Origin of the sequence: Nonomuraea roseola (assembly GCF_039535395.1) — a bacterium.
Classification (GTDB): domain Bacteria; phylum Actinomycetota; class Actinomycetes; order Streptosporangiales; family Streptosporangiaceae; genus Nonomuraea; species Nonomuraea roseola.
Genome location: NZ_BAAAXC010000005.1, coordinates 434,102 through 459,101 on the forward strand (window position 1 = coordinate 434,102; position 25,000 = coordinate 459,101).

Sequence of the window (25,000 nt, forward strand, 5' to 3'; positions counted from 1 at the left end):
CGAGCGGCTTGCCGGGGGCTGGATCATCGACGGTCGTCTCGTCGACGTCGGCGCTGCTATCGCTGTTGCGCGAGCCACTGGTCGAAGGTGGTCGGCGTGATGCGGGCGCCCTGGCCGGGCAGCAGCACGTCGCCAGCCATCTCCGGGCCGAACATCGTCGACCACGTCGGCACGAGTTTCACCGTACGGCCGTGCGCCTGGTGGGTGCGTCGGGCCATGTCCACCAGGTCCTGCGGTTCGGGCCCCGCGACGTCGGCGTGACGCCCCCGGGGCTGGCCCACCGCGATCTCGGCCAGGACCTCGGCCACGTCCGCGGGCGCGATCGGCTGCACCAGCAGCGGTGCGATGGTGGCGACGCCGTCCTGCTCGCTCCAGCCGGCCACCATCGCGGCGAAGTCGTGGAACTGCGTGGCCGGGACGATCGTCCACGGCACCGGTCCCGCGCTCACGAGGCGCTCCTGCTCCCGCTTGCCGGCGTAGTGGGCGTTGCCCTCGATGCGGTCGAGCCCGGCGATGGAGAGCAGCACGTGGTGGCGGACTCCGGCCCGCTCCTCGGCGGCGAGCAGGTGGCGCGTGGTGGTTCCGAAGTAGGCCACCGTCTCCTGTCGGTCGGCCGCGGGCCCGTTGGTGGCGTCGACGACCGCCTCGACGCCTGTCAGGGCGTCCTCGAGCCCTGCGCCGGTGGACAGGTCCACGCCGAGCGAGCGGCTGATGCGCGTGACGTGGTGACCGTCCCTTTCGAGGGCGGCGACGGTGAGGGCTCCGATGTTCCCGGTCGCGCCGGCGACGGCGATCCGCATGATGTTCTCCCTTGTCTGGGTTACGACACGGAGGCTATCAAGGACTAAAAAGGTCCGCAATGTCTGCGATAGACTCGGGGCTGTGAAGCTGCCTGTGAGCACGGAATGGGTCCTGCACTGCGCCACGTCGCTGGCACAGCTCGATCAGGGGGCGACTGCGTCGACGACACAGCTCGCGCAGTACTACGACCTTCCGGCGCCCTATCTGGCCAAGCAGCTGCAGGCGCTCGTCCGGGCCGGCCTGCTGGCCGCCACCACCGGGCCGCGGGGCGGATTCCGGCTCGCGCGCTCCGCCTCCGAGATCACGCTCCTGCAGATCGTCGAGGCCGTCGCCGGGACGTCCTCACCGTATGAGTGCCGCGAGATCCGCCAGCAGGGACGGGGAGCGCTGCCGCCCGAGGAGTGCCTGCGCACCTGCGTCCTGGCCGAGAAGATGGCCGAAGCCCACCAGGCGTGGCGCAGCAGCCTGGCCGAGGTCACCCTCGCCGACATCCTGGCCACACTGCCCCCGTCCGCGCCGCCCCGCACCCGGCAGCGCCTGACCGGAACGACGTAGAGCGCAGCGCGGGCTGCTGAGCTCCCGGCGCATGGAGCGGGGATGGACCCGCTGTTTCAGACGAATATGGCCTCGTACGGGGAGATCCAGCTGCGCATCGACCGCCGCCGCACTCTCACCGCCCTTCCGGCGGCATGATCTCGGCGTGGCCTCGAACCATTGATCGTGTTGCTGCATCCAACAAGATCCAAGCATCAGAAGGGGCTCATATGATCATTTGGTTGAACGGCACCTTCGGTGCGGGCAAGACGACGACCTCCGACCACCTGATGGCCCTGCTTGCCAACGCTCACCTCTTCGACCCCGAAACGGTCGGCTACTGCTTGAGGCATGTCATCAACGAGGAGATCAACGACTTCCAGAACTGGCCAGCCTGGCGCGCGCTGGCCGCTGAGACGATCAACCAGCTCGCCAGGCACAGGGGCGTCCCGCTCGTGGTTCCGATGACCCTGCTACGACAGCAGTACCACCAGGAGATCTTGTTCGCGCCGGCAGGACACGGCCTTCCGGTCCGGCACATCCTTCTCCACGCCAACGAGGATGCGTTGGTGCAGCGGATCGAACGTGACTCGGTTGGGGTGGCCGCCCGGCAGTGGCGGCTGAACCACCTGGAGGTGTACCGGGACGCCTTGCCATGGTTGCGGGAGAGTGCAGAGGTGTTCGACACCACGCACATTTCAGCCGCCGAAGTGGCCGTGATGATTGCCGAAGATGCCTGACCGGGTCTTCGTGCGGCGATCAGTCGTCGGGCCGATGGAGCCTTCCGGGGCCGCCTGGTTCACCGTGGCAGGCCGTTCGACGATCGACCGGGGCTGCGCATGACGCAACCTGTCCTCGACGCCGTGGGGGTGTCCCAGGCATGGTGATCCGCAAGCGCGCCGCACGCTCCACGCAGCGAATCGACGTGACCCGTCTCCCCGAAGACATCGTGGCGCTCATCGACGCCCTCGCGCCTGGCGAGAACGTGATCGTCACGCGTGACGGCGCGTCGATAGCGACGATCTCCAGCACCATCAGCGTGGTCCAAGGCGCCATCGTCGATCGCGACGCGCCAGATGAGGCCAACGATCAAGCACCAGTCGACTACGAGAGCGTCACCGTCGTGGCCACCGCGATGGAGCTGTCGACCGCGGCCCGGGTGGCGCTGTCCACCCAACTCGGCCCCGATTACGTGGTACTCGACATGCATGCGGCTCCCGCGACAGCCGATGTGCTGCTGGTGCCTCCAGGCAGCCCGCAGCTGATCGGGGCGCTCCGATCGATGTTCCCGAAAGCTCGCGTCATCGTCACCGAGATCGAGGACCACGAGCTCGGAGTTCAGTACCACGGCCCGGTCCGACGCCTGCTCGACGCCGGCGCTGATGCGTATCTCCCTCCGGCGACCCTCCCACACCTGGCCAGGCAGCTTGACTACACACTGAATCAAGGGCGCGAGATCGCCGGCGGGGCCGCTACGCCACTGCAGATCGCACCGGCCGTGGAACCGGCAGATCCCGACGACGAATGACCCCGCGTTGCCAACGTTGAGAGGCGAACACCGTCAACGGGCACCTCGCCGCCCTGGACCACTGAGCGACCGCCACGATCGCAGCGGTGTCATCCACCGGGGTCATCGTGTGGGAGGTCGAGGATGATGTCGGCGGCGCGGGCGATGACCGGGGCGCGGGTGCGGCCGGGGTGGTCGGCGGCGAGGAAGTGGCTGCCGATGGCCATACAGAATGCGAGCAGGGCGCGCGCCTCGACTTCGTCAGGGTCGGCGCAGAAGGTGCTGATGGCGTCGCGCGCCAACTGAATGCGCTTGTTGTCCACGCGGCGCAGGCGGGCGGCGACGGCGTGGTCGCGGCGGGCCCATTCGCGGATGGCCAGGTCGATGGGCAGCAGGCGGTCGCTCGAGAAGGTGAGCTGCCCGGCCAGGCGGACCTTGTCGCGCGGGTTGCCGCACTCCCGGTCGACTCGGTCGATCACGTCGTCGATGCTCTCGCGCTCCCAGGTGTCCAGCATCTCGGTCAGCAGTGCGTCGCGGTCGGCGAAGTAGCCGTAGAAGCCTCCCTTGGTCACCCCCAGCGCCTTGGCGAGCGCCTCGATCCGCACCGCGTCCACACCGCCTGCGGCCAGCGCGCGCAGCCCCTCCTCGACCCACTGCTCCCGCGGTGTGCGCAACGCGCCCATCGGTGGCCCACCTCACCCTGTCAGCCCTGTTGTACGAAGCCGTATAACAGGTCTAGCCTCACGTTGTACGGTATCGTATAACCCGAGAGGGGACACGTCATGTCCTTTGGTTTCGTTGCCTTCCACTACCCTGCCCCCGAGCATGTCGAGGCGTTCCTCGCCGAGTGCCACCAGGTCGCCGAGGCGATGCGACGGCAGCCGGGCTTCGAGTCCGTCGGGGTCTGGGTCACCCCGGACGGCGACGCCGTCGTCACCACCGGCGCGTTCGAGTCCGAGGAGGCCTTCTTGGCGACGGCCGACCTCGCCCGCGAGATGGACGCGACGCCCGACGGCCTGAGCGACCTGGAGGTCAGGCCCCGCGAGGTCCACTTCCTTGTGTCGCGCTAACGGTCTTGGGAGGTCAGCTCCCCGTTGGGAGCTTCGGCAGAAATGGTGGTGCCGAAGCTCCTGACGGTGGAGTTGACGCCCGAGCAGCAGGGTGTGAGCTTTCACTGAACGAGCGGCGGCGGCGGGAGTGCGTCCGGTGGCCGGGCCGGGGGCTGACCGTGTCGCAGATCGCCGACCGGCTGGAATGCGACCCGGTCACGGTGCGCGCGGCAGTGCACCGGTTCACCGGTGGCCGGTTCGATGCCCCGGCCGATGCCCCGCGTCAGGTAGCGCTTCTGCTCGCGGGCGTCCCGCGCCTTTGGGTCCGCAACCACCAGGACGGAGCCTGGATCCGGGCCACCTGGACGCACGTGCGCAGTACACCGCTACCCGCCAAGGGGATCATCGTTCAACTCTCGCGACCACGCTCTCGCCGGGAACGTGTCGCACCTCATCGGCGAGCGTCTCCGCGGCGATGAGGTCGCGGTGCGCGGCCACCGCCGCCGCCACCTCCTCGCCGCCCTCGATCCGCACACGGACCCGGTCGGCCACCTCGAACCCCGCCTCGCGCCTGGCCTGCTGGACGGCGCGGATGAGGTCACGCGCCACACCCTCCAGGAACAGTTCGGGGGTCACGGCCACGTCCAGGACCAGCACGCCGCCCGGGATGGCGGCCGAGTGGTCCGCGTCGGCGGCGACGCTGCGGAGCTCGTACTCCCCTGGCAGGAGTTCGACGCCGCCCGCCGTCACCACCCCGCCGTCCAACGCCCAGTCGCCCGCGCGCACCGCCTTGATCACGCGTTGCACGTCAGGTCCCAGCCGCGGGCCGCAGACCCTCGGGACGACGGTGAGCACCTGCTCGCTCACCTCGCCGAGATCGCCGGTGAGGACGACCTCCTTGACGTTGACCTCCTGCTCGATCAGCGCCACGAACGGCGCCAGCCGGGCGAACGCGGGCGTCGCCACCGTCAGCCGGGGCAGCGGCAGGCGCACCCGCAGCCCCGCCGCCTTGCGCAGCGCCAGGGCCGTGGAGCACACCTCGCGTACCTCGTCCATCGCGGTGACCAGGTCCTCGTCTCTCCCCTGAGGGCGGGGAAACGGCGTCAGATGCACGCTGCGGCCGCCGGTCAGGCCCTTCCAGATCTCCTCCGTCACCAGCGGTGCCAGCGGCGCCATGACCCGGGTCAGCACCTCCAGCACGGTGTGGAGGGTGCCGAGCGCCTGCGGGTCGCCGGTCCAGAACCTGGTCCGCGAACGGCGCACGTACCAGTTGGTGAGCACGTCGAGGAAGGTCCGCACCGAGCCGCACGCCCCCGACAGGTCGAAGGCGTCCATCCGGGCGGTCACGTCGGCGACGAGCCGGTCGGTTTTGGCCAGGGCGTATCGGTCGAGCGGATGGTCCGACTCCGTCTCCCGACCGCCCCTGTACAGGGAGTAGAACGACCACACGCTCCACAGCGGCATCAGCACCTGCCGGACGGCGTCGCGCACGGCCTGCTCCGACACCGCCATGTCGCCGCCGCGCATCACCGGCGACGACAACAGCATCCAGCGCATCGCGTCGGACCCGTACCGGTCGAACATCTCGTAGACGTCCGGGTAGTTCGACAGGCTCTTGGACATCTTCCTGCCGACGTCGCTCAGCAGGGTGCCGTGCACGAGCGCGGTGCGGAAGGCGGGCCGGTCGAACAGCGCCGTGGCCAGCACGTGCAGCGTGTAGAACCAGCCGCGCGTCTGCGCGGTGTACTCCACGATGAAGTCGCCGGGGTAGTGCGACTCGAACCACTCCCGGTTCTCGAACGGGTAGTGCGCCTGCGCGTACGGCATGGAGCCCGACTCGAACCAGCAGTCGAGCACCTCAGGCACCCGGCGCATGGTGGAACGGCCGGTCGGATCGTCCGGGTTCGGCCGCGTCAGCTCATCGATGTACGGCCGGTGCAGATCCGTCACCTGGGTGCCGAAATCCCGTTCCAGCTCCTCGACCGAGCCGTACACGTCCAGCCGAGGGTAGGCCGGGTCGTCGGACTTCCACACCGGGATCGGCGCGCCCCAGAACCTGCGGCGGCTGATCGACCAGTCGCGCGCCCCCTCCAGCCACTTGCCGAACTGGCCCTCGCCGACGTGGCCGGGCACCCAGGTGATCTCCTTGTTGAGCTCGACCATCCGGTCACGCACCTTGGTGACCGCCACGAACCAGCTCGACACCGCCTTGTAGACCAGCGGCGTGTCGCACCGCCAGCAATGCGGATAGGAGTGAACGTGGCTCTCGTGCCGGTGCACGAGCCCGCGCGCCCGCAGATCGTCGATGATCGGCCCGTTGGCCTCGAACACCTGCAGCCCCTCGAACGGGGGCACGAGCGCGGTGAAACGGGTGCGCTCGTCCACCGTCATGACCGGCGCGATGCCCGCCGCGGCGCACACCTCGTGGTCGTCCTCGCCGAACGCGGGCGCCAGGTGCACGATGCCGGTGCCCTCCCCCGCGTCGACGAAGCCGGCCGCCAGGATCCGGAAATCGCCCTCGACGAAGTCGAACGGCGGGACGTAGCTCCTGCCGACGAGCTCCCGGCCCTTGAACACCTCGACGACCGTCGCGCCCTCCGGCACGGCGTCACGACCGACCACGTACCGCTCGCCGTCCAGCTCCGCCACCGCGTAGTCCAGGTCGGGGCCGACGGCCAGCGCCTGGTTGCCCGGCAGGGTCCACGGTGTCGTCGTCCAGACCAGCGCCTTCTCGCCGGTCTCCAGCGGGAAGGTCACCGTCAGCGCCGGATCCCGGCGGTCGCGGTAGGTGTCGTCCATCTTGGTCTCGGTGGCCGACAGCGGCGTCTCGCACCGCCAGCAGTAGGCCAGCACCCGGTGACCCTCGTAGACCAGGCCCTTGTCGTGCAGCGTCTTGAAGGCCCACAGGACGCTCTCCATGTAGTCGACGTCGAGCGTCTTGTAGTCGCCGGCGAAGTCCACCCAGCGGGCCTGCCGGGTGACGTACCGCTCCCACTCGCGGGTGTAGCGCAGGACCGATTCCCTGGTCGCCGCGTTGAACGCGCCGATGCCCAGCCGCAGGATGTCGGCCTTGCCGGTGATGCCGAGCTGCTTTTCGGCGTCAACCTCGGCGGGCAGCCCGTGGCAGTCCCACCCGAACCGCCGCTCGACCCGCTTGCCGCGCATCGTCTGGTAGCGGGGGACGGCGTCCTTGATGTACCCGGTCAGCAGGTGGCCGTAGTGGGGCAGGCCGTTGGCGAACGGCGGGCCGTCGTAGAAGACGAACTCCTCGTCCCCGCCGATGGACGCCTCGAACGTACGGTCGTGCGCCCAGAAGTCGAGAATGCGCTGCTCGACCTGGGGGAACACTGGTTCGGACACTGCGCACTCCTCACATCCATCGGTCGGATGCGAGGACGGAGACTCCTCCGCGGTACCACCCCGCTTGGCGTCGAGACGCCCACTCGTTCTTCGGCTGTGACGGGCCGGCCCCGTCCGGTTCTACTGAGCCCTCGCGAGCCGTTCTTCCGGAGGCTTCCCGGTGATGGCCGGATCAACGCCTGTGCCCGGCAGCATAGCGGGACAACCCCGATCTTTCGCCAGCCGTTATCTGAACAGGGCTGGGGGCGGACGTGGTCGAGGGACCCGGGCGTCATGATCGCTCCCGAAGCTGTTCCAACCCCAGGAGTAGCTGTGAGCTAGATCACGGTTGAGGTTGACCTTGGGTCAGGGTGGAAGCTCGGCGCAGCGGCACGACGCCGACCGGACACAGCAGATTCAATGGAGCAGACCACCATGTCCATCACCCTTTCCGACCAGGACAAGAGCACCCTGCGGACCGCCGCGTACGGCGCCGTGTCGCTGATGGCCGCCGCCACCGGCACGCCTCACAAAGCCGCCACGAGTGCCTCCATCGCCCTGACATCGGCGACCGGTCTGGTCGGGCACGTGCTCGCCGCGAAGGCCAAGGACATCGAACTGCAGGGCAAGAGCGTCGCCGAACTCGCCGACCGGGTACTGCCGGCCCTGACCGCAGCCATGAAGCTGCTCGGCAAGCAAGCTCCGGCAGAGGCCGACAACTTCCGCAGCACCATCCTCCTCGCCGTCGAATCCGCCCAGATCCCCCCGGGCAAGCCCAGCACCACGGCCGAGATGGCCCGCAAGATCGCCGCCGCCCTCGACGCCGCCGGGGTGGCCACTGCGGACAGCGGGGCTGCGCCGGCGGCTGCTGCCCGGCAGGATCGCCCCGAGCTACAGAAGGCGATCGAGGAGATCGTCGAGTCCGGTTTCGTCGGGGTGTCGCTGCGCGTGCACGATGAGCGGGGCGAGTGGGTCGGCAGCGCCGGGACGGCCGAGTTGGGCGGGGCCGCGAAGCCGCCGACGAACGGGCATGTCCGGATCGGCAGCAACACCAAGACCTTCACCGCGACCCTGGTGCTGCAACTGGTGGCCGAGGGCAAGGTCGGGCTGGACACCCCGGCGGCGGACTACCTGCCCGAGTTCGGGCTGGACGAGCGGATCACGGTGCGGATGCTGTTGCAGCACACCAGCGGGGTGTTCAACTTCAGCGGCGAGGTCTACGACGACGGGACGGTCACGCCGGGGATCCCCATCCCCTACAGCACCACGGGCAAGGAGTGGATGGACAACCGGTTCAAGACCTACCGGCCGCAGGAACTGGTGGAGCTGGCGTTGTCGAAGCCGGCGCGGTTCGAGCCGGGAACGGGCTGGAGCTATTCCAACACCAACTACGTGCTGGCCAGGCTGCTGATCGAGAAGGTCACCGGCCGTTCGGTCGCCGAGGAGATGCAGCGGCTGATCCTGGGGCCGCTCGGGCTGTCGGGCACCGTGGTGCCGGACGCCTCGCCGGAGATCCCCGAGCCGCACGCCCACGCCTACTACCGGTACGAGGACGCCGGCGAGCAGAAGACGATCGACGTCACCCGCCAGAACCCCTCCTGGATCTCCAGCGGCGGCGACATGATCTCGACCACCCAGGACCTTCACACGTTCATCTCCGCGCTGCTGGGCGGCAAGCTCCTGCCGTCCCCGCTGCTGGCCGAGATGTGCACCCCGCACCCGACGGGCATCCCGAACATGGACTACGGCCTGGGAGTGTTCGTGGTGAACACGGACGGCGGCGGCACCGTCATCTGCCACAACGGCGCCGCCGTGGGCCACGCGGCGCTGATGTACGGCACGCCCGACGGCAGCAAGACCCTGATCGCCGCGCTGAACTGCGTGGACGACGCCGACTTGTCCATCGCAGCAGCATTCCAGAACGCCCGACAGAGGCTCGTCAACGAGGTGTTCTGCGGTGGGCAGGCCGATCCGGCTCAGCCGACGGACTGAGCACCTGTGACCCGTACGCCTCGAGAGGCGACCCCTTCCGGTCGTGCATCAGGGAGAACGCGAACCGGGGCCACGCCGAGCTCAACGGGCTCGGCGTGGCCCGTCCATACGCTCGGCGGTGGTGCGCGTGGTCGCCGAGCTCGAGCACAAGGCAGGCTGAGCAGATGAGGAACGGAGTCACGATCGGGCAGGCGGCGGCATTCGTCGGCGTCACGGTGAAGACGGTGCGGCACTACCACAACCTCGGCCTGGTCGAGGAGCCGGAACGCGACAGCTCCGGCTACCGGCGCTACGGATCGGCCGATCTGTTGCGGCTGGTGCAGGTCCGGACGCTGGCCGCCGCCGGGGTGCCGCTGGCCGAGATCAAGCCCCTGCTCGACGCCGATGCCGCGCTGTTCGCCGCCGCGCTCGCCGACGTCGAGCGGCAACTCACCGAACGGATCGAGGAGTTGATCGCGCGGCGTGACACGCTGCATCGGCTCGCCGACGGTGACCGGGCTCTGCTGCCCGACCGCGCTGTGGGGCTGCTGGAGCGGATGCTCGGCCTCGGATTCGCCGAGGAGGAGGTGGCGGCGACCAGGGAGGGCTGGGTGCTGGCCAGGGCCCTGGTTCCAGAAGGCTTCGACGACTACCTCACCCAGTTCGAGCACGCCCTCGAAGACACCAGGCTCGTCGCCTTGGCCAAGCGCGCAGCCGAAGCCGCGACCTGGGAACCGGACGACCCCCGCATCGCCGAACTCGCCACCGCCGCGGCCGACCACTACCTCGCCGACCCCGCACTGCTGAAGACCGTCACCGGCCTGCAAGCCCGCACCGAGGCCGCGACCCGGTACACGCTGATCGCCCACCACGGCGAAGAGCAGACGCCGGCCGCGGCGCGGCTGGCCGCGCTTTTCGAGACCAAGCTCCGTGCCGCGGGTATCCATATCCCCAGACCGGACTCCCACTGACCGCGCCGTGCTCCGATCCTTCGGCCCGGCGACCGGCCGGGGGCCTGCCCGCAGACACCGCTGGAGCGACTGCACGGCGTCACGCCGGGCGTGCCGCCCGGGTGGGGCGCGGATCAGAACAGCGTGTCGCGGACCCACAGCGGCTGCGGGACCGCGTTCAAGGTTCACGCGCTGCTGTCGGTCCGTTGGGCCTGCCGATCGCTGGGCCTATGACAAACATGATTCCTATGGCCATTCTTCTGGATCGACCGGTTCGCTATCCTCCGGGCGCATGGGCGAACAAGATCAGCACGACCATCTGGTGAACGCGAGCCAGTTGCTCGCCGAGTGCGAGTTCCTGCTCCGCTGGTTCCCCGAGGAACCGAAGATCGCCGACCTGCTGTCCGGAGCGCGCCGCTGCTGCGACGAGGTGGAGGAGGAAGCGCGTGCCGGCGACGCCGAGACCGCCGCCACGGTCGGCGTCCTGCGCGCGATGGCCGCGACGTTCGCCCTGCGGCAGACTGCTCTGGTCAAGGTCGCATCGGATTTCGATGACGACGACGGGACTGCGTTCAACGGGATCGACGATGACCAGGAGGGCGTCAGCCGTCCCCTCGCCGAGCAAGCCGTTCAGGCGGCGCGAGCGGCCTTGCACGGCGACCCCGACGACTCCCTCGTGCCGTTGTACCTGGGCCATGCGCTCACCTGGTGCGGCGACCGCGACGGCGCCGTCGCCGCCTACGAAGAGGCGCTGCGCCGCGACCCCTGGGACCGCTGTGCCAGATCCAGCCTGAAGCGCCTTGGCTCGGTGCCTGCCGTTCGGCGGTCGCCGAACGAGATGAGCCACGGACGTCACGGGTTCGCCCTGATCCGTGGCGCCTTCTGGATCTCAAACAACGACTGGACCTTCGAGCACCTGCTGTTCGGGTCCGTCGCCGATGCGCGAGCCCACGTCGACCAGAACATCGGTGATGACCACTACCTGATCATGGAAGACCTGGAGGATGAGGAAGCGGAGCTGGTCCTGCAGATCCATCGCCCCGGCCGACGCATCAGCGAGTACGACCTGAACGACCGGATTCCGGAAGATCCAGACGACTTCCCGCGCATCGACTGGTCGGGTATCCCCCTGGACGAGCCGCTGGAATCACCGCTCCCGCCGGGACGCCCGCTCCGGCTCAGCGGCAACACCTGCTTCTTCACCGACATGGTCTGAGCGCGGCATCCATGCAGGTCGGACCCATATCCTTTGGTGAGTCCGGCGCGGCAACGATCAGCCCGAAGCGCGGTTGGATCGGCGCGACCCTCCACTATCGAGAGGCGCGCGGCGAGCGCGTCCGGGATGGTGGAGCGCTGCGCCGGCGCGGCCTCCTCCACGGGATCGCCCCTTTCGGCTCCCGCAACGGCGTAGAGCCTGCCAGCGGAGGTAGCGCATGGCGATGGCGCCCGCCGCACTGATCAGACCTTTCCGGATCGTCGCCGACTCGGTCGAGGCCCGGACCGAGATCCGCGCCGTGTATGGAGGTTACGGTGTGGCCGTCGCCGGGTTGCTGATGGCGGCGGCGGCCGATGCGGGCGGGATCCGCGAAACTGGCCACCGCCTACGGCGCCATGACCGACGACCCCACCAGCACCGTGCTCCTCCGCCACCGCGCGGTGATGCTGGCCCTGCTTGGGGGCGCACTCCTGGCGGCGGCCTTCCTGCCGGCCCTGCGGATGCCGACGCCGGCCTACGTGAGGTTCGGCGCCAGGCCGAGGCACGCGGCCGCCGAGTGGCGGGCCGAGCTGGTCAAGCGCTATCGCACTGTGCAGAAAGTGCCCTAATATCCGCTCTCGTGATCGTCAATGTCCTCACCGGATTGGCCCTGCTGGCCGGTCCTGCCGCGGCCGACCCCGTGATCGGCGCACCCGAGCTGACCCATAACGAGCTCTACAAGAAAGGCAGGCTGGCCAAGATCAAGTGCTCGCTGGACAAGGGCACCAGCAAGGCTTCGACCGAGAAGTACGTCAAGAACCTGGTCGGCTGCCTCAACAAGGCCTGGGGTCCGTTGATCTCCGATTATGAGGACGTCGACGTCAAGTTCCTCAAGGCCTCCAAGGGGACCTGCACCGGGGTCGAGTTCAAGGACTCCTTCATCGACCTGTGCTACGGCGTCGACGTGCGTCTCTCCAACGACTGGATCAAGGCCAAGGACGACCTGGCCATCCAGGTCCAGTTCGCCGGCGCCTTCGCGGGGGTGATCCAGGGCCAGACCGGGATCGGCCGCGCCTACTCGGCGCTGCCGAACGACGGCAACGAGAAGGTGCTCGACGAGCACCGCCGCCGCTTCGGCTACCAGCAGGACTGCCTGGCCGGGGCGACAATGAAGGCCCTGGGCCGCACGGCCAAGAACTGGAAGCCGCTACTGCGCGCAGAGGCTCCCAATCCGGTCTACGAGGGCTACCGCAAGCACTGGCACTCGAAGGTGACCAAGAACGAGCTCTACTGGTTCACCCAGGGTTACCAGGCCGCCAGCCCCAAGGCGTGCAACACCTGGAAGGCCGCCGAGTCCAAGGTCAGCTGATGAAGTCCGCCAGGGCCCGCTCGTAGCGGGCCTGGTCCACGTTCCACGAGCCGACGTGCCCGACGCCCACCTGTGGCTGGGCGTCGGGCACGTCGAGACCGCCCCCGGGCGTCCACGAGTGCAAGACCTGCCTCTGCGGGCGTCGCTGCCGCGAGGCTACGCCGTGGTGGAACACGAATAGCTGCGGGCCGCAGCACCGGCCGTACCGACTCCTGGGGTACGGCCGGTGGGCGGCCCTTCGGCGTTCACAGGCGCCCGGCCTGGCCGCGCGAAACGGCGACCACCCGCACTCATTGCACACAGCGAACGTGGAAGCTCTCCTTGGGGGTGAAACCGTAGATGGCGGCGGTATCGAGCGCGTCGCGAGTCCCGCACGCCGGGCAGGAAGGCGTCTGAAGCTCCCCCACGACGATCTCGACGCCGACGCCCTTGTCACCCTCAGCGGGCTCTAGATCATCCACGGGCGCCCTGCCAGCGCCCAGGCGTCCTCAAGGGTGGGGCAGGCCCTTTCCAACTGGTTCCAGACCGCGCACCACGCCATCAACGACCAGCTGGGCGGTCTGGACCTGCCTGCTACCACGGCCACCTCGTCAGGGCCGTCGAGCGCGCGCACGGTCACGATCTGGCACGTCGGAAGGGGCAGACCAAGTAAGCCGGAAAGGTGCAACGGCGCAGGTCCGCGTTGGTTCACAATTGAACTGTGTGCTGTTGGATTTGTCGCAGAACTCTCACAGATGAACATTTATGAGAATGACCGTGCGTGACGCTCCTGGCCTGGGGTCGCCGGTGGCGCCGGAGTTTGTTCCGATGTACCGCAGGCCATGTTTGGGCGGGTCGAGATGCGGTGCGTGCGGCAGGCCGAATGCTGTTGTCGGTTATTCGATCACGCTGTTACGCTTCGCTCGCGTCCTCGACCGCAAAAAGGAGGTGGGAACCGTGAGCCAGCTGACTCTCATGTGCTCCCACCCCGTTCCGAGGACGCCGAGGATCTGAAGGGGAGCGCGTCGCTACCCGGAAGGACCCCTCACGTGACCGATCTGGTCATCCGCCCCCTCGCCACAGGCGAAGAAGCACTTTTCGAATCCCTGCCCGATCCAGGCCTGGTCGGCTTCGCCGCCTTCGGCGACACCTACAGCGGGATGGCCGCCGCCGGTGAGTACCGCCCTGAGTGGACCTGGGTGGCCCTGCGTGACGGCGCCGTCGTTGCGCGGGCAGCTTGGTGGGCCGGGCCGAAGGACGACAAGCCGGTCGCTCTGGACTGGTTCGACTTCACGGACGCCAGTGCGGCCGTACAACTGCTCCGCGACTCGCCGCTGCAGGCTGAGTACTCACTCAAGCTGCCGCCCGGCTGGCGCGACGTCCCCGCAGTCCGGGAGCAGGCCCAGGCCCGGATTGACGCGGCCATCGCCGCAGGAATGTCTCCTCTGGTCGAGCGGTTCCGCTACCGCTGGACGCCGGACTGCGGCGTGCCCGCGCGCCCGGGCCGCCTCGAATTCCGTCCCGAGCCCGACGACGCGGCGATCCTCGACGTCTTCCGTCGTATTCACCAGGGCAGTCTCGACGCCCATGTGCGCCGCACCGTCGCCGCATCCGGGCTGGACGTGGCCGCCCAGGAAGAACTGGACTATCTGCGCTGGTTGCCGAGCCCGCGCGAGTGGTGGCGCCTTGCCTACAACCCTGTCGGGGAACTCGTCGGCCTGAGCGTCCCCGCCCGCAACTACGGAGACCCTCTCATCGGCTACATCGGCGTCGTGCCCGAGCACCGCGGCCACGGATACGCCTATGACCTGCTCGTCGAGGCCACGCATACGCTCGCTGACGAGGGCGTGGACCGCATCGTGGCCGGGACTGACCAGACCAACGTTCCGATGGCCGCCCACTTCGCGAGGGTCGGCTACCCCATCGCCCAGGAACGCATCGATCTGATCTGACCCAGAGACAGGAATCGGTGGGGGCTCGGGGTGTGACAACTCGAGCCCCCACAGCTCGCTCCTGTGACTCCTGCCCGGGGCCACACACGGGTGAGCTCCGCGCCGTCCTCGTCGTCGTCGCGTTCCGGTGCCTCCGGGTCGCGCAGGGGCCGCGGTGCGCCGGCGGTTGGGGTGGAGGCGGAGAAGCTGTAGCGGCCGAGCACGTTGAGGTTGCGGTGCTTGAGCGGGGACAGCCGGGCGATGTCCTCGGCACGGAGCTGGGCGACGGCGGCGTCGATGTGGCGGGTCGTCCAGAGCACGATGGCGTTGAGGATCAGGCCGAGCGAGCCGAGTTGGCCATCCGCTCCCGAACGTGTCCCCAGCCGCCAGGGAGCGGGGTGAGACATCACGATTGCGGGTTCGTGGAGCAGCTACGCACCCGGCGAGCACAGACAGTGACGACCTACGGAGAACACAGACCGCTCAATCACCGGGCCTTACCAGGGCCGCTCCCGAAAGGGGCGTGCTGGGCGATCAGACCTCTCCGGCCTCTGCGCGAGTGCCGCCTCGCGTTCGAGTGCGATATCCCGTAGAAGCGCGGTGTCCTGGTAGAACGAACGCTTTTTGGTGATCTTTCCGTTCGCCACGTCGACCAGCTCGAGAACGGTCATCCTCCACGGGTTGCCGTGGATGTCGGTGCCACTGTTCGTGGCCACCACGACCACGCGAGTGGGACCGTCAGCAATGAGCTCATCAATGCTGATGGCTGAGATGTCCAACCCGGTCAGCTCGTGCATCCGATGCCGCGCCGGCCCGATGGCGGCTCCCCTGTGAACGCCGCTGTCGGGGTGGCCCCAGTTGAGCTCGATCTCCTGCTCGTCGGTCAGCTCTTTGATCGTTGCGAAATCCGGGCCGCCGGGTACTCGGAGAACGGCTTCGTAGAAGCGGCGGACCACTTCCTTGTTCAGCTCGGGCTGGGTCGGGTTTTCACTCGGCATGGAAGTTCCCGCTCTTTCGAAGGTGTCCGGAATCGGTGTGGATCCGGGGCGCTTGGGGCTGGTTCGCCCGCCGCGCGCTGGTCGGCTTGAGGCGTCCTGTCAGGGTGTCGGGTCGCCGAACCAACGGGTCGCGGCGTGCCGGAACGCCTCGGGGTCGAGATTGTGGCCGTCGGTCCAGGCCACGATGCCGTCGGGCCGGATCAGCAGGGCGCCGAATCCGAGGTCGTTGCTCACCGGCCCGGCCGCGTAGCGGATCCGGCCTTTCCAGCTCATCGCCGCGTCGTGCAGGCGCTGGTCGGCGGAGAAGTCGAGTGCGACGCCGTGTCCTTCTCGCAGCAGGTCGCCGAGGCGGGTGCCGTCGCCGAGGCGGAAGTCCGGGGCGGTCCGGCCGACGAGTGGCTGGTCGCTGCCCAGGTCGTAGCGGTGGGACAGTCCTGAGGTGCTGCGGAACACGTGGGTGGTTCCGTCGCGGGTGTCGAGCAGGTCGTGGATCAGCCGTCGCAGGGCCGGGGCGTTGGTACCAGGGTTCATGGTCGCGACCTGGGCGCGTGACCAGTCGAGGATCGCCGCGCCGACGGGGTGGCGTTCGGCGGTGTAGGTGTCGAGCAGGCCGTCTGGTGCGGTGCCGTGGATGGTGGCGGCGAGTTTCCAGCCGAGGTTCATGGCGTCGCCGATGCCGAGGTTGAGGCCCTGGCCGCCGAGCGGGGAGTGGATGTGGGCGGCGTCGCCGGCGAGCAGGATACGGCCGTTCCGGTAGGTCGTGGACTGCATCGCGCGGTCGGTGAAGCTGGAGGCGAGATGGACCTCGGTGAGTGTCGCGTCGGTGCCGGAGACCCGGCGCAGGACCGTCTGGAGGTGCTCGCGCGTCAGCGGCTGCGAGCGGTCGAAGGTGCCGCCGTCGAAGTCCATCATGCCCAGGTGTCCCTCGAAGGGCGTCCGCAGGTACATGCCGGTCGGCGTCAGGTTGAAGCCCAGGTCCAGCTTCTGCGGATCGGCGAAGGTGACGCGGGCGGCGTAGCCGGTGAACAGCGGTTCGGTGCCGACGAAATCAAAGCCCGCCAGTTCGCGCACCGTGCTGCGTCCGCCGTCGCATCCCACGAGCCAGCGCGCCTGGTAGTCGCGCCCGCCGGCTCGTGTGACGACGGTGTCGCCGTCCTGCGTCACGGCCTCGACGGGAACGCCTCGCAGGATCTGCACGCCGAGCCTGGCCGCCCGCTCGACCAGTACAGTCCCGACCGCGTCGAGGCTGGTCATGATGCTCTCCATCGCCGGGCCGGGCAGCCGGAAAGGGAGGGCGGCGATGTCGATGTCGGCCGGGTCGAGCCGCATGCCCGCGAAGTGGCTCACGTCACGAGGAGCCGGCGGCTCGTGCGCGTCGGGGTCCGCGCCGATCTGCTTCCCGTCGGCGCCTGAGGCTTTCAGCAGCTCTTCCAGCATCCCGCGGCGGTAGAACGTCTCGACCGATCCGGCGTTCAGGCCCCGCATCCCCAGCGGGAGCGCCTTCCACGGCGAAGTCCGCTCTTGGTCCCGCTCCAGAACCAGGACGGAGCAGCCCACCAGCGCGAGCTCACCGGCAAGGAACAGGCCCACCGGGCCCGCACCCACGATCACCACGTCATACACGTTGAGCCTCCTTCGATCAGGACCGCCCGGCGAGACCCCAGACAGCTTATGGAGCATCGCTCCAACATTGGAACGGTACTCCATGTTGGATCAATGCTCCAAACCTGCCAGAATGACAGGCATGGCCATACGGACACGTCAGTCACAGCGACTCAGGCAGGTGCTCACCAGGGAGCGCATCGTCGAGACCGCTGTCGAGCTGCTGGACGCGGTGGGCGAGGGCGCCCTGACGGTCCGGGCGCTGACCAGCCGCCTGGCCACCGGTCCCGGCGCGATCTACTGGCACATCGGCAACATGAACGAGCTGCTGGAGGCCGCGACCGCCGCCGTCGTCGCCACCGCCCTGGACACGCGCCCCACCCGGCCCGCCGAGCCCGCGGGAACCATCGAAGCCGGCGGGGCTGTAGGCACGCCCCAGGACGAGATTCGCGCGGTCGCACTCGGCCTGTTCGACGCGGTCACCGAACACCCATGGCTCGCCGCCCAGCTCGTGGTCCAGCTCACCCGCAACCCCTGGGGACCGGTGACATTGCGGATCTTCGAAAGCGTCGGCCGGCCGGTCCGCACGCTGGGCGTGCCGCAAGGCGACTGGTTCACCACGACCTCGACACTGGTCCACTACCTTCTCGGCGCCACCGCCCAGACCTCTCACAACACCGGCGACGACACCGTCCCCGGCTCCGAAGCGGACCGCGCCGAGTTCCTCAACACCGCATCCAGGGCATGGCAAGAGCTCGACCCCGACGACTACCCGTTCATCCAGGCCATCGCGGAGCAGATGCGCGAGCACGACGACCGCGAACAATTCCTCACCGGCATCGACCTCGTCCTCACCGGCATCACCACCCTCCATCCACCCACCACATCAAGGCCCCCAGCTCCCGAGCGCCTCCCCAGCCCCGAGTAGGTCTTCGTTGGGCACGCCACAAGGGGTGTTGGAATTGGATCGTTTGCCGACACCGAGTACCGTCATCCCGTGTCGGGCGCAGTGACAACGCCCTGAGTGGCGCAACCCAGAGCATCGGTGACGGCGCAAGCCCGTATGGCCCGTGGACACCGACCTCGACCTCGCTCACATTCGGCGAGAGCTGAGCGTCACGCCGGCGGCCGGGTGAGTTTGGCGGCCACGGCGTCGAGGACCCAGTCCAGTCCGGTCGCGAAGGATGCCTCGGCGTCCACGTCCGTGCCGTCGTACACCGCCTTGGCCAGCGCCGGGAAGCGGCCCGTGGCCAACATTCTCGTCACATGCGGGCCGGAGGCGCGCTGCCAGTCGCGCTTGGACAGGCCCGTGGCGCGCTCGGCCCGCAGGTTCGCGATCTCTCGCCTGATCGCGCCGGTGAAGTAGGCGCTGACAGTTTCCACGGCGCGCATGACGGTGTCGACGTCGGCGAGGCCGTCGAGGGCGGCCAGCGTGGCCTCGGTCACGGCGAGGCCGTTCGGGCCCAGGGTCGGGCGGCCGCCGAGCAGGTCGGCCAGCCATTCGTGACGGAGAGCGGCCTGTCTGGTGCGATGGGCGAGGATGCGCAGCGCCTCCCGCCAGTCACCGGGCTGCTCCTCGGGGAGAATCTCGGCATGGACCTCGTCCACCATGAGGTCGAACAGCTCCTGCTTGGTGGAGATGTATCCGTACAGCCGCATCGGGCCAGCGTTCAGCCGGGCGGCGACCTTGCGCAACGACACCGCTTCCAGCCCGCCCTCGTCGGCCAGCGCGATGGCGGTGGCGACGATCCGCTCCCGGTCGAGCGGCACGGGGCGAGTCGGCGGCTCCGGCCGGTCCCACACAGTCATGGTCACACCGTTCTGTTGCGATGCATCGTATTGGGGAAATACAGTGTATCGACATGAGACATCGTATCGCCGTTGTCGGGAGCGGCCCTGCCGGCCTTACCTTCGCCCGTGTCCTGCACCGCCATGGCTACCCCGTCGCCGTCCTCGAACGCGATCCCGCCCCCGACGCCCGCCCCCCGGGCGGCACGCTGGACCTGCACGAAGGGCTGGGCCAGCTCGCGCTGGACAAGGCGGGGCTGCTGGCGGAGTTCCAGGCGCTATCTCGCTCCGAGGGGCAGGCCATGCGCATCCTGGACGCGGACGGGACCGTCCTGCGCGACTGGCGACCCCGTCCAGGTGACCGGGCCAATCCCGAGATTGACCGCGGGCAACTCCGTGACCTGCTGCTCGGCCCTCTCGACGTCCAGTGGGGTCGGGGCGTGACGCAGGTAGTGCCGGGGACCCGGGATGGCGTACTGGTCCATTTCGCGGACGGGCGACAGGAGACCTTCGACCTCGTGGTCGGCGCGGACGGCGCCTGGTCTCGGATCCGCCCGGCAGTCTCGTCGGTGACGCCGCACTACACCGGCTTCACCTTGGTTGAGACCTCCCTGGACGACGTCGACACCCGCCACCCTGGCCTCGCCCGCTTGATCGGCGACGGTTCCGTGGCTGTGTACGGCGTGAACCGAGCTCTCGTCGCCCAGCGCAACAGCGGCGGCCACGTCAAGGTGTACGCCCAGTTCCGCGCGCCGCTGGACTGGCACACACACCTGGACCTGGCTGACGTCGAGGCTGTGCGATCGAGTCTGCTGGCTCTGTTCGACGGCTGGGCCGCTCCCGTCCTCGGCCTCCTCCGCCACGGCGCCGCTTTCGTCCACCGCCCCCTCTACGTCCTGCCCATGTCCCACACCTGGACCCACGTCTTCGGGGTGACGCTACTGGGCGACGCCGCCCATCTGATGCCCCCATTGGGGGCGGGCGCGAACCTGGCGATGCTGGAAGGCGCCGAGCTCGCCGAGTCCATCGCCGCCGGCCCTGGAGATCTGGACGAGGCCGTCCGCGCCTTCGAGGAACAGATGTGGGCACGGGCTGGCAGGTGGGCGAAGATCACGATGGCCGGTCTGGAGCGCCTCGTGAGCCCGGACCCCGCCGAAGCCCTCGCCCTCTTCGACCAAGTCCAGCCGTCCTGACTGCCGAGCGCGAGAGCACCAGTACTAACAGCTCGCCACAGCTTCACGGGACAGTACCGCACCACCGCAGTCCCTTCCGGCGAAACCACCGTTAGACGAACGCACGGACGCCTGCACCGAACGCAGCCCTCAGCCCGCTACCGCCAAAATCTGGTCCGATCCTCCTCGCGGGCCGGACAGCATCGCGCTGCCGCTGGAGGGGTGAGGGCGCACTTCAGTCCGCGTCGGTCTCGTCAACGTTCAGCTTCACTCGGCCGTCGTCCTGCACCTCGATACTGACCTTCGCGGCAGGTCCGGCCTCCTCCAGGCGCTCGGCCAGCTGCTTCCACCCGGCGTCCAGGCCCCGCACGAGATCCGCCAGGTGCTCCTCGACGGGCACCTCCAGGCTCAGCCCGGCCAGCACGTCCTCGCGTACGGCCTCCCACTCCGCGCCGTCCAACAGTCGGGCGCGCGGGTCGGACCAGCGGTGCGAGGGAGCGGCGAAGATGTCACGGCGCGTCAGCGCCCGGTGCAACTGCTCCCGCACGCACACCACGTACGCGTCTCGGTCCACGGCGCCCTGCGGCAGATCGGGGTTGGCGTACACCGCCTTGCGCCACGCCGGCGGCACCAGCTTGTCGTCGGCCTCGCGCGGCAGCAGCGGCTTGACGCTCACCTTCCGCCGAGCCAGAGCAGGAAGCCGGCGGACCCCGTCGAGGATCCGCTTGCCGCCGCTCGCCGCCCCCAGCGCCTTCGACTCGCCCAGCAACGCAAGGAACGGTCTCACCGTGTTGAACCGGGTCGCGAGCGCGTTGCGCATGGCGATCTCCCCCGAGTCCTCGTCCTCGGGCACCAGGGAGACGACCGTGGCGGCCGCGGGAAGCACGGCGGCCCGCGGGGCGACTTCCTCCACCGCCGCACCGTCGGTTAGGCGTCCTGTCCGACCTCGGCGAGGCGGCGTCTGGTTTGGCATCGCGGTCGGAGGCGCGCCGATGCGGCCCCTAAGTAGCAGGCGCCGAAAAACAACGCTTAGCCGTGCTGGCCCCACCTCGACATCGAGGGTGTGCCCGACCCGGAGCACGTCCCCTGGATCGACCCCGACCCATCCGGCCTGGCGAACGGCCCGGTGTCAGCGGCTTCACCGATCAGAAATCCTCCGCCACGTCGTCAGTTCTGTTAGCCCTCTCGCACCGGTGGAAGGATTGATGACCATGACCGACGCCAGACTGCTGGGCGCCGACGAGGCCGCGTTCATCGCGGCGGCCCGCTCAGGCGACGCAGCACAGTTCGCGCTCATCACGGAGCGCCACCGGCGTGAGCTGCAGGTGCACTGCTACCGGATGCTCGCGAACTACGAGGACGCCCAGGACATGACGCAGGAGACGTTCCTGCGGGTGTGGAACAAGCGGGAGTCGTTCAAGGGCCACGCTGCGCTGCGGACCTGGCTGTACCGGATCGCGACGAACGCCTGCCTCGACTTCCTGGAGAAGCGCAACGACCGCACACCCGTACCGTCCGAGCTGCCGGACCCCGGCTCCGAGGTGCTGTACCTGCAGCCGTACCCCGAATGGATGCTCCCCGAGGACCCGCAGGAATCGGTGGTGGCGCGGGAAACGATCGAGCTGGCGTTCATCGTCGCCGTCCAGCACCTGCCGCCGCGGCAGCGGGCGGCGTTCATCCTGCGCGACGTCCTCGGCTGGCCGGCGTCGAAAGCCGCCGACGCCCTCGAGCTGACCGTCGCATCGGTGACCAGCGCACTGCAGCGGGCCCGTGTGACGATGCGCGAGCAGCTGCCCGACCGCCGCCTCGACTGGCGGAGCCCTGCCACGCACGAGCTGTCGGATGACGAGCGCAGCGTGGTGAAGTCGTATATCGACGCCCATGAGCGCAACGACCTCGACGGGCTGATGGCCCTGCTGCGCGACGACCTGCGCTTCGCGATGCTGCCCGATCCGGGCACCTTGGTCGTCACAGCCAAGGACGCGGTGGACGGCTGGGTCTCCAGCGGGCTCTTCCAGCGCGGCTACGACGACTGGCGCTGCATCGCCACGACGGTCAACCGCATGCCTGCCGCCGCGCTGTACCTCCGCACCCCCGACGACCCGGAATACCGTTTGTTCAACATCGCGGTCCTGCACATCGTCGACGGGAAGATCGCCGAGCTCACCGGATTCGACGCCACCGACAAACCATGGCTGGGCCTGCCCGCGACGCTGTGATCAGACAAGTCCCCATCGTCGACGAGTCCAGCGCACGGGCCGGCGTCACCGAAGTCACATCGGAATGAGCACCCCGACCAGCTGAACATCAACGCGGCAACGCGAACACCACCGCCCCGCCGGCGTTGCCGGCGGGGCATCCTCATGCCCGAAGAACATCGTCACGATCAACGACGCCGTCGTCCTCATCTCCAGCGAGTCGGTCAACAGCTCACTCGGAACGCAAGGAAGGGCCGGGAAAAGGTCCCCTCATCGCCGAGGGTCACGGTGAGCACGCCAGGAAGGATTTCGACCCGGCCTCACGAGCCGAGCATTTGGCCCGTGCTCACCGCCTCGTCTCGTACCTGGCCAGCACCACGCCGCCGGGAAACGTCCGGGTCTCCACCAGGGTCAGGTTCACCCAGTGGTCCAGGGCTGTGAAGAACGGCGTGCCGCCGCCCACCAGGACCGGATGGGTGACGATCGCGTACTCGTCGATCAGCCCGGCCCGCATGGCCGCCGCGGCGAGTGTGGCACCGCCGATGTCCATGGGGCCGCCGTCGTCGGCCTTGAGCCTGGTGATCTCGGTGACCGCGTCGCCGGTGACCAGACGGGTGTTCCAGTCGACCGTGCTGGTGGTAGAGGAGAACACCACCTTCGGCATGTCCCGCCAGCGGCCGGCGAACTCGATCACCGCCGGTGTGGCACCCGGCTGCTTGTCGGCGGTCGGCCAGTAAGAGCTCATCGTCTCCCACAGCTTGCGCCCGTACAGCGCCAGGCCCGCGTCCACCCGGTCGGACCACCACTGGAACAGCTCGTCGCTCGGCGATGAGTCTCGATTTCACCCTTGCAAACGCCTGGTCACACAGCTACAGCGCCGGGCCCTCTCACCGCGCTGGAGATCGCCAAGCAGTTCCCGACGCTGGGCATCTCGCTCGGCGACCAGCGGCCGCACGTGCCCGGCAAGATCCGCGAGTACCTACCTCTCCTAGCGCCGACGCAGCTGAGCGTTGTTTTTCGGCGCCTACTACTGAAGGGGCCCCTGAGGGGGCAATGCCCCCGACGCCGAGTGCGCCCCGTGAGGGAAGCCTGTCAGAACAGCGTGTCGCGGACGCGCAGCGGCCGATAGCCGGTGGGACCGAGCTGGGCGAGTTCACCTTCGATGTCGACCTCGATTGCGCCGAAGAAGTTGATGTTCTCGCTATGCGCCGGGGAGATGCGGGCCAGGACCTCGTCGTCGATGCGGCGTCCCGCCCTGCGCATCGACTCGACCGCGAGGCCGTAGTACTCGGTGGTCCAGGCGACCACGGCGTTGGTGGCCAGCGTCAGGCACCACGCCTGCTCGGTCTGAGCTTCGAGGTGCCGCGCTCGGATGGCGTCCTCGTGGGCGTAGAGCAGGTCTCGCTTGAGCGCGTGCAGCGACTCGCCCTTGTTCAGCTGCCGGGAGATCTTGCGCCGGTAGGCCGGGTCGGCGAGGTATCGGGCGGCGTAGATGGTGCGCCGCAGTGCCCCGTACTCCTTGAGCGCTGCGGCGAGCGCGTTCTGCCTGCCGGCCGCGGACAGCTTGCCGACCAGTAGCGAGGCGGTGGCGTGACCGAACTTTAGCGAACCGGCCAGCCGGAGCAGGTCGTCGTAGTGCTCGGCGATCAGGTCAGTGTTGAGCTTGCGGGTCAGCAGCGGCCCGGTGTGCGGGAAGTCGGCCTCGACCTGCGCACGCGATCCGGCCCGGTAGAGCGTGATCTTGCCCAGATCCCGGATCCGCGGGGAGAACTGCACGCCGAGCAGGTCGAACAAGCCGAAGTTGACCAGCGTGACCCCGTGGGTGTCCGTCGCGTGCTCGGTGACGGGAATGCCGGTCGCGTTCCCGAGAATCTCGTCGAGGACGTAGTGGGCCTCGCGCTTGGTCGCGACGATGACTTTCGTGCCGTAGGTGGTGTGCTGGTCGGTCACGTGTGTGTACGTCGAGAGCCCCTCGGACGCGAAGTACCGGCTCAAAGCCCTTGCGGTGACTGACTTTCCGCGCGTGGGGAACCGCTGTCCGTCTGATGAGGACAGGGTGCTGGCGCCGAAGATGAGGCGACCAAGCGCGGAGCGGGGCAGGCGCCATTTCTTGTCGGCGCCGAACTGGGGCGATCGAATGCCGGCGGATCTTTTGAGCCATTGCTTGGTGCCGAGAGCCGGAGGGAGCTCGGCAATGATGCCGGAATCGAGGGGGAGCCGGATGCGCGGGACCGGCACTCCGGTACCAATGGAGAAATGTCCGTAAGCCCCTTCGAGCTCAGCCTGGAGGACGGGCCGCTGACCTGCATATCCGTTGTTTCCTGCGCCGTTACTAACGGGACCCCCTCTGATGGCCTGGGAAACGTCCGGCCCCCTGAAACTCCTGGTCCGAAGGCATCACTGCACACCAAGTCCCCGTCCGGCGCACATCCGGCGGGGTCTCCCGCGGCGGCGCAGCTCTTTGGTGACCTCGTCACGCAAGGTCCGGTGGGTCGCATTCAGCGTCAGATCACCTATATAGGGATTTATCGCATGAGAATGCTAGGAACCGAGGATCGCCGGTGCGGGCGACGGCCACGGGCAGCGGTGATCTGCGCGCTGCCCGTGGCCGGATTCC

At 68.7% G+C, this 25,000-nt stretch carries 25 protein-coding genes and 1 pseudogene; 14 read left to right on the forward strand and 12 right to left on the reverse strand.

The window, feature by feature from the left end:
- Positions 1-56 precede the first annotated feature (56 nt).
- Positions 57-800, reverse strand: a complete 744-nt coding sequence (locus tag ABFX55_RS03950) for an SDR family oxidoreductase (RefSeq protein WP_346117688.1) — start codon at positions 798-800, stop codon at positions 57-59.
- Between the two features lie 82 nt (positions 801-882).
- Between ABFX55_RS03950 and ABFX55_RS03955 the strand changes: the two genes are divergently transcribed.
- The 3 genes from ABFX55_RS03955 (at position 883) to ABFX55_RS03965 (ending at position 2,863) form a co-directional block, all read left to right on the forward strand.
- Positions 883-1,356: an RrF2 family transcriptional regulator gene (locus ABFX55_RS03955; protein ID WP_346117690.1), complete on the forward strand. Its 474-nt coding sequence runs from the start codon at positions 883-885 to the stop codon at positions 1,354-1,356.
- Positions 1,357-1,577: 221 nt separating this feature from the next.
- A complete protein-coding gene (locus tag ABFX55_RS03960; protein ID WP_346117691.1) occupies positions 1,578-2,075 on the forward strand; it encodes an AAA family ATPase in 498 nt (165 codons plus the stop codon).
- 140 nt (positions 2,076-2,215) lie between these two features.
- Positions 2,216-2,863 (forward strand): hypothetical protein, encoded by a 648-nt coding sequence (locus ABFX55_RS03965; protein WP_346117692.1) that lies wholly within the window; start codon positions 2,216-2,218, stop codon positions 2,861-2,863.
- An 89-nt stretch (positions 2,864-2,952) separates the two neighbouring features.
- Here the strand turns inward: ABFX55_RS03965 and ABFX55_RS03970 are convergent, their stop codons facing one another.
- Positions 2,953-3,525 (reverse strand): TetR/AcrR family transcriptional regulator, encoded by a 573-nt coding sequence (locus ABFX55_RS03970; protein WP_346117693.1) that lies wholly within the window; start codon positions 3,523-3,525, stop codon positions 2,953-2,955.
- Positions 3,526-3,624: 99 nt separating this feature from the next.
- On the opposite strand from ABFX55_RS03970, the gene ABFX55_RS03975 reads away from it, so the two are divergent.
- Together ABFX55_RS03975 and ABFX55_RS49665 are read left to right on the forward strand one after the other, a co-directional pair.
- On the forward strand, positions 3,625-3,912 hold the full coding sequence (locus ABFX55_RS03975) for an antibiotic biosynthesis monooxygenase (RefSeq protein ID WP_346117694.1): 288 nt from the start codon (positions 3,625-3,627) through the stop codon (positions 3,910-3,912).
- A 5-nt stretch (positions 3,913-3,917) separates the two neighbouring features.
- Positions 3,918-4,370, forward strand: coding sequence for a helix-turn-helix domain-containing protein (locus tag ABFX55_RS49665; RefSeq protein WP_379479213.1), 453 nt, complete (start codon positions 3,918-3,920; stop codon positions 4,368-4,370).
- Here the strand turns inward: ABFX55_RS49665 and ileS are convergent.
- Positions 4,294-7,251 carry an isoleucine--tRNA ligase gene (gene ileS / locus ABFX55_RS03980; protein WP_346117696.1) on the reverse strand — a complete coding sequence of 986 codons (2,958 nt, stop codon included), beginning with the start codon at positions 7,249-7,251 and terminating at the stop codon, positions 4,294-4,296. The two genes, ABFX55_RS49665 and ileS, sit on opposite strands and share 77 nt — an antisense overlap.
- Before the next feature lie 414 nt (positions 7,252-7,665).
- On the opposite strand from ileS, the gene ABFX55_RS03985 reads away from it, so the two are divergent.
- The 5 genes from ABFX55_RS03985 to ABFX55_RS04005 all read left to right on the forward strand — a co-directional run bounded on the left by ABFX55_RS03985 (position 7,666) and on the right by ABFX55_RS04005 (position 12,715).
- Positions 7,666-9,222, forward strand: coding sequence for a serine hydrolase domain-containing protein (locus tag ABFX55_RS03985; protein ID WP_346117698.1), 1,557 nt, complete (start codon positions 7,666-7,668; stop codon positions 9,220-9,222).
- A 164-nt stretch (positions 9,223-9,386) separates the two neighbouring features.
- Positions 9,387-10,172, forward strand: a complete 786-nt coding sequence (locus ABFX55_RS03990) for a MerR family transcriptional regulator (protein ID WP_346117699.1) — start codon at positions 9,387-9,389, stop codon at positions 10,170-10,172.
- 271 nt (positions 10,173-10,443) lie between these two features.
- A complete protein-coding gene (locus tag ABFX55_RS03995) occupies positions 10,444-11,367 on the forward strand; it encodes a tetratricopeptide repeat protein (RefSeq protein WP_346117701.1) in 924 nt (307 codons plus the stop codon).
- A 353-nt stretch (positions 11,368-11,720) separates the two neighbouring features.
- Positions 11,721-11,975 (forward strand): hypothetical protein, encoded by a 255-nt coding sequence (locus tag ABFX55_RS04000; RefSeq protein WP_346117703.1) that lies wholly within the window; start codon positions 11,721-11,723, stop codon positions 11,973-11,975.
- Between the two features lie 11 nt (positions 11,976-11,986).
- Positions 11,987-12,715 carry a hypothetical protein gene (locus ABFX55_RS04005; RefSeq protein ID WP_346117705.1) on the forward strand — a complete coding sequence of 243 codons (729 nt, stop codon included), beginning with the start codon at positions 11,987-11,989 and terminating at the stop codon, positions 12,713-12,715.
- Here the strand turns inward: ABFX55_RS04005 and ABFX55_RS04010 are convergent.
- Positions 12,708-12,839 carry a hypothetical protein gene (locus tag ABFX55_RS04010; RefSeq protein ID WP_346117707.1) on the reverse strand — a complete coding sequence of 44 codons (132 nt, stop codon included), beginning with the start codon at positions 12,837-12,839 and terminating at the stop codon, positions 12,708-12,710. The two genes, ABFX55_RS04005 and ABFX55_RS04010, sit on opposite strands and share 8 nt — an antisense overlap.
- A gap of 324 nt (positions 12,840-13,163) precedes the next feature.
- Positions 13,164-13,334 (reverse strand): hypothetical protein, encoded by a 171-nt coding sequence (locus ABFX55_RS04015; protein ID WP_346117709.1) that lies wholly within the window; start codon positions 13,332-13,334, stop codon positions 13,164-13,166.
- A 409-nt stretch (positions 13,335-13,743) separates the two neighbouring features.
- Here ABFX55_RS04015 and ABFX55_RS04020 point away from each other — a divergent pair, with 409 nt between their 5' ends.
- Entirely contained in the window at positions 13,744-14,646 is a 903-nt protein-coding gene (locus tag ABFX55_RS04020) for a GNAT family N-acetyltransferase (RefSeq protein ID WP_346117711.1), read from the forward strand.
- Here ABFX55_RS04020 and ABFX55_RS04025 read toward each other — a convergent pair.
- The 3 genes from ABFX55_RS04025 to ABFX55_RS04035 all read right to left on the reverse strand — a co-directional run bounded on the left by ABFX55_RS04025 (position 14,610) and on the right by ABFX55_RS04035 (position 17,246).
- Positions 14,610-15,032 carry a Tn3 family transposase gene (locus ABFX55_RS04025; RefSeq protein ID WP_346118293.1) on the reverse strand — a complete coding sequence of 141 codons (423 nt, stop codon included), beginning with the start codon at positions 15,030-15,032 and terminating at the stop codon, positions 14,610-14,612. The two genes, ABFX55_RS04020 and ABFX55_RS04025, sit on opposite strands and share 37 nt — an antisense overlap.
- 90 nt (positions 15,033-15,122) lie before the next feature.
- Positions 15,123-15,623, reverse strand: coding sequence for a nuclear transport factor 2 family protein (locus ABFX55_RS04030; RefSeq protein WP_346117713.1), 501 nt, complete (start codon positions 15,621-15,623; stop codon positions 15,123-15,125).
- A gap of 99 nt (positions 15,624-15,722) precedes the next feature.
- Positions 15,723-17,246 carry an FAD-dependent monooxygenase gene (locus ABFX55_RS04035; protein WP_346117714.1) on the reverse strand — a complete coding sequence of 508 codons (1,524 nt, stop codon included), beginning with the start codon at positions 17,244-17,246 and terminating at the stop codon, positions 15,723-15,725.
- A gap of 121 nt (positions 17,247-17,367) precedes the next feature.
- Here ABFX55_RS04035 and ABFX55_RS04040 point away from each other — a divergent pair, with 121 nt between their 5' ends.
- Positions 17,368-18,153 carry a TetR/AcrR family transcriptional regulator gene (locus ABFX55_RS04040; protein WP_346117716.1) on the forward strand — a complete coding sequence of 262 codons (786 nt, stop codon included), beginning with the start codon at positions 17,368-17,370 and terminating at the stop codon, positions 18,151-18,153.
- Between the two features lie 188 nt (positions 18,154-18,341).
- Here the strand turns inward: ABFX55_RS04040 and ABFX55_RS04045 are convergent, their stop codons facing one another.
- Positions 18,342-19,034, reverse strand: coding sequence for a TetR/AcrR family transcriptional regulator (locus ABFX55_RS04045; RefSeq protein ID WP_346117718.1), 693 nt, complete (start codon positions 19,032-19,034; stop codon positions 18,342-18,344).
- 53 nt (positions 19,035-19,087) lie between these two features.
- On the opposite strand from ABFX55_RS04045, the gene ABFX55_RS04050 reads away from it, so the two are divergent.
- Positions 19,088-20,206 carry an FAD-dependent oxidoreductase gene (locus ABFX55_RS04050; RefSeq protein ID WP_346117720.1) on the forward strand — a complete coding sequence of 373 codons (1,119 nt, stop codon included), beginning with the start codon at positions 19,088-19,090 and terminating at the stop codon, positions 20,204-20,206.
- A 214-nt stretch (positions 20,207-20,420) separates the two neighbouring features.
- Here ABFX55_RS04050 and ABFX55_RS04055 read toward each other — a convergent pair whose 3' ends face one another.
- Positions 20,421-21,098, reverse strand: a complete 678-nt coding sequence (locus ABFX55_RS04055) for a hypothetical protein (RefSeq protein WP_346117722.1) — start codon at positions 21,096-21,098, stop codon at positions 20,421-20,423.
- Positions 21,099-21,396: 298 nt separating this feature from the next.
- Between ABFX55_RS04055 and ABFX55_RS04060 the strand changes: the two genes are divergently transcribed.
- Positions 21,397-22,404: an RNA polymerase subunit sigma-70 gene (locus tag ABFX55_RS04060; RefSeq protein WP_346117724.1), complete on the forward strand. Its 1,008-nt coding sequence runs from the start codon at positions 21,397-21,399 to the stop codon at positions 22,402-22,404.
- 325 nt (positions 22,405-22,729) lie between these two features.
- Here the strand turns inward: ABFX55_RS04060 and ABFX55_RS04065 are convergent.
- Positions 22,730-23,209 (reverse strand): annotated as a pseudogene (locus tag ABFX55_RS04065) (dihydrofolate reductase family protein); the annotation flags it as partial.
- Between the two features lie 266 nt (positions 23,210-23,475).
- Positions 23,476-24,621 carry a Tn3 family transposase gene (locus ABFX55_RS04070; RefSeq protein ID WP_346117726.1) on the reverse strand — a complete coding sequence of 382 codons (1,146 nt, stop codon included), beginning with the start codon at positions 24,619-24,621 and terminating at the stop codon, positions 23,476-23,478.
- Positions 24,622-25,000 lie beyond the last annotated feature (379 nt).

Bases quoted from the DNA above. Each gene is read 5' to 3' on its own strand.
- ABFX55_RS03950 (WP_346117688.1), bottom strand. From the start codon at position 800: ATGCGGATCGCCGTCGCCGGCGCGACCGGGAACATCGGAGCCCTCACC.
- ABFX55_RS03965 (WP_346117692.1), top strand. From the start codon at position 2,216: ATGGTGATCCGCAAGCGCGCCGCACGCTCCACGCAGCGAATCGACGTG.
- ABFX55_RS03970 (WP_346117693.1), bottom strand. From the start codon at position 3,525: ATGGGCGCGTTGCGCACACCGCGGGAGCAGTGGGTCGAGGAGGGGCTG.
- ABFX55_RS03975 (WP_346117694.1), top strand. From the start codon at position 3,625: ATGTCCTTTGGTTTCGTTGCCTTCCACTACCCTGCCCCCGAGCATGTC.
- ABFX55_RS03985 (WP_346117698.1), top strand. From the start codon at position 7,666: ATGTCCATCACCCTTTCCGACCAGGACAAGAGCACCCTGCGGACCGCC.
- ABFX55_RS03990 (WP_346117699.1), top strand. From the start codon at position 9,387: ATGAGGAACGGAGTCACGATCGGGCAGGCGGCGGCATTCGTCGGCGTC.
- ABFX55_RS03995 (WP_346117701.1), top strand. From the start codon at position 10,444: ATGGGCGAACAAGATCAGCACGACCATCTGGTGAACGCGAGCCAGTTG.
- ABFX55_RS04000 (WP_346117703.1), top strand. From the start codon at position 11,721: ATGCGGGCGGGATCCGCGAAACTGGCCACCGCCTACGGCGCCATGACC.
- ABFX55_RS04025 (WP_346118293.1), bottom strand. From the start codon at position 15,032: ATGTCTCACCCCGCTCCCTGGCGGCTGGGGACACGTTCGGGAGCGGAT.
- ABFX55_RS04030 (WP_346117713.1), bottom strand. From the start codon at position 15,623: ATGCCGAGTGAAAACCCGACCCAGCCCGAGCTGAACAAGGAAGTGGTC.
- ABFX55_RS04040 (WP_346117716.1), top strand. From the start codon at position 17,368: ATGGCCATACGGACACGTCAGTCACAGCGACTCAGGCAGGTGCTCACC.
- ABFX55_RS04045 (WP_346117718.1), bottom strand. From the start codon at position 19,034: ATGACTGTGTGGGACCGGCCGGAGCCGCCGACTCGCCCCGTGCCGCTC.
- ABFX55_RS04050 (WP_346117720.1), top strand. From the start codon at position 19,088: ATGAGACATCGTATCGCCGTTGTCGGGAGCGGCCCTGCCGGCCTTACC.
- ABFX55_RS04060 (WP_346117724.1), top strand. From the start codon at position 21,397: ATGACCGACGCCAGACTGCTGGGCGCCGACGAGGCCGCGTTCATCGCG.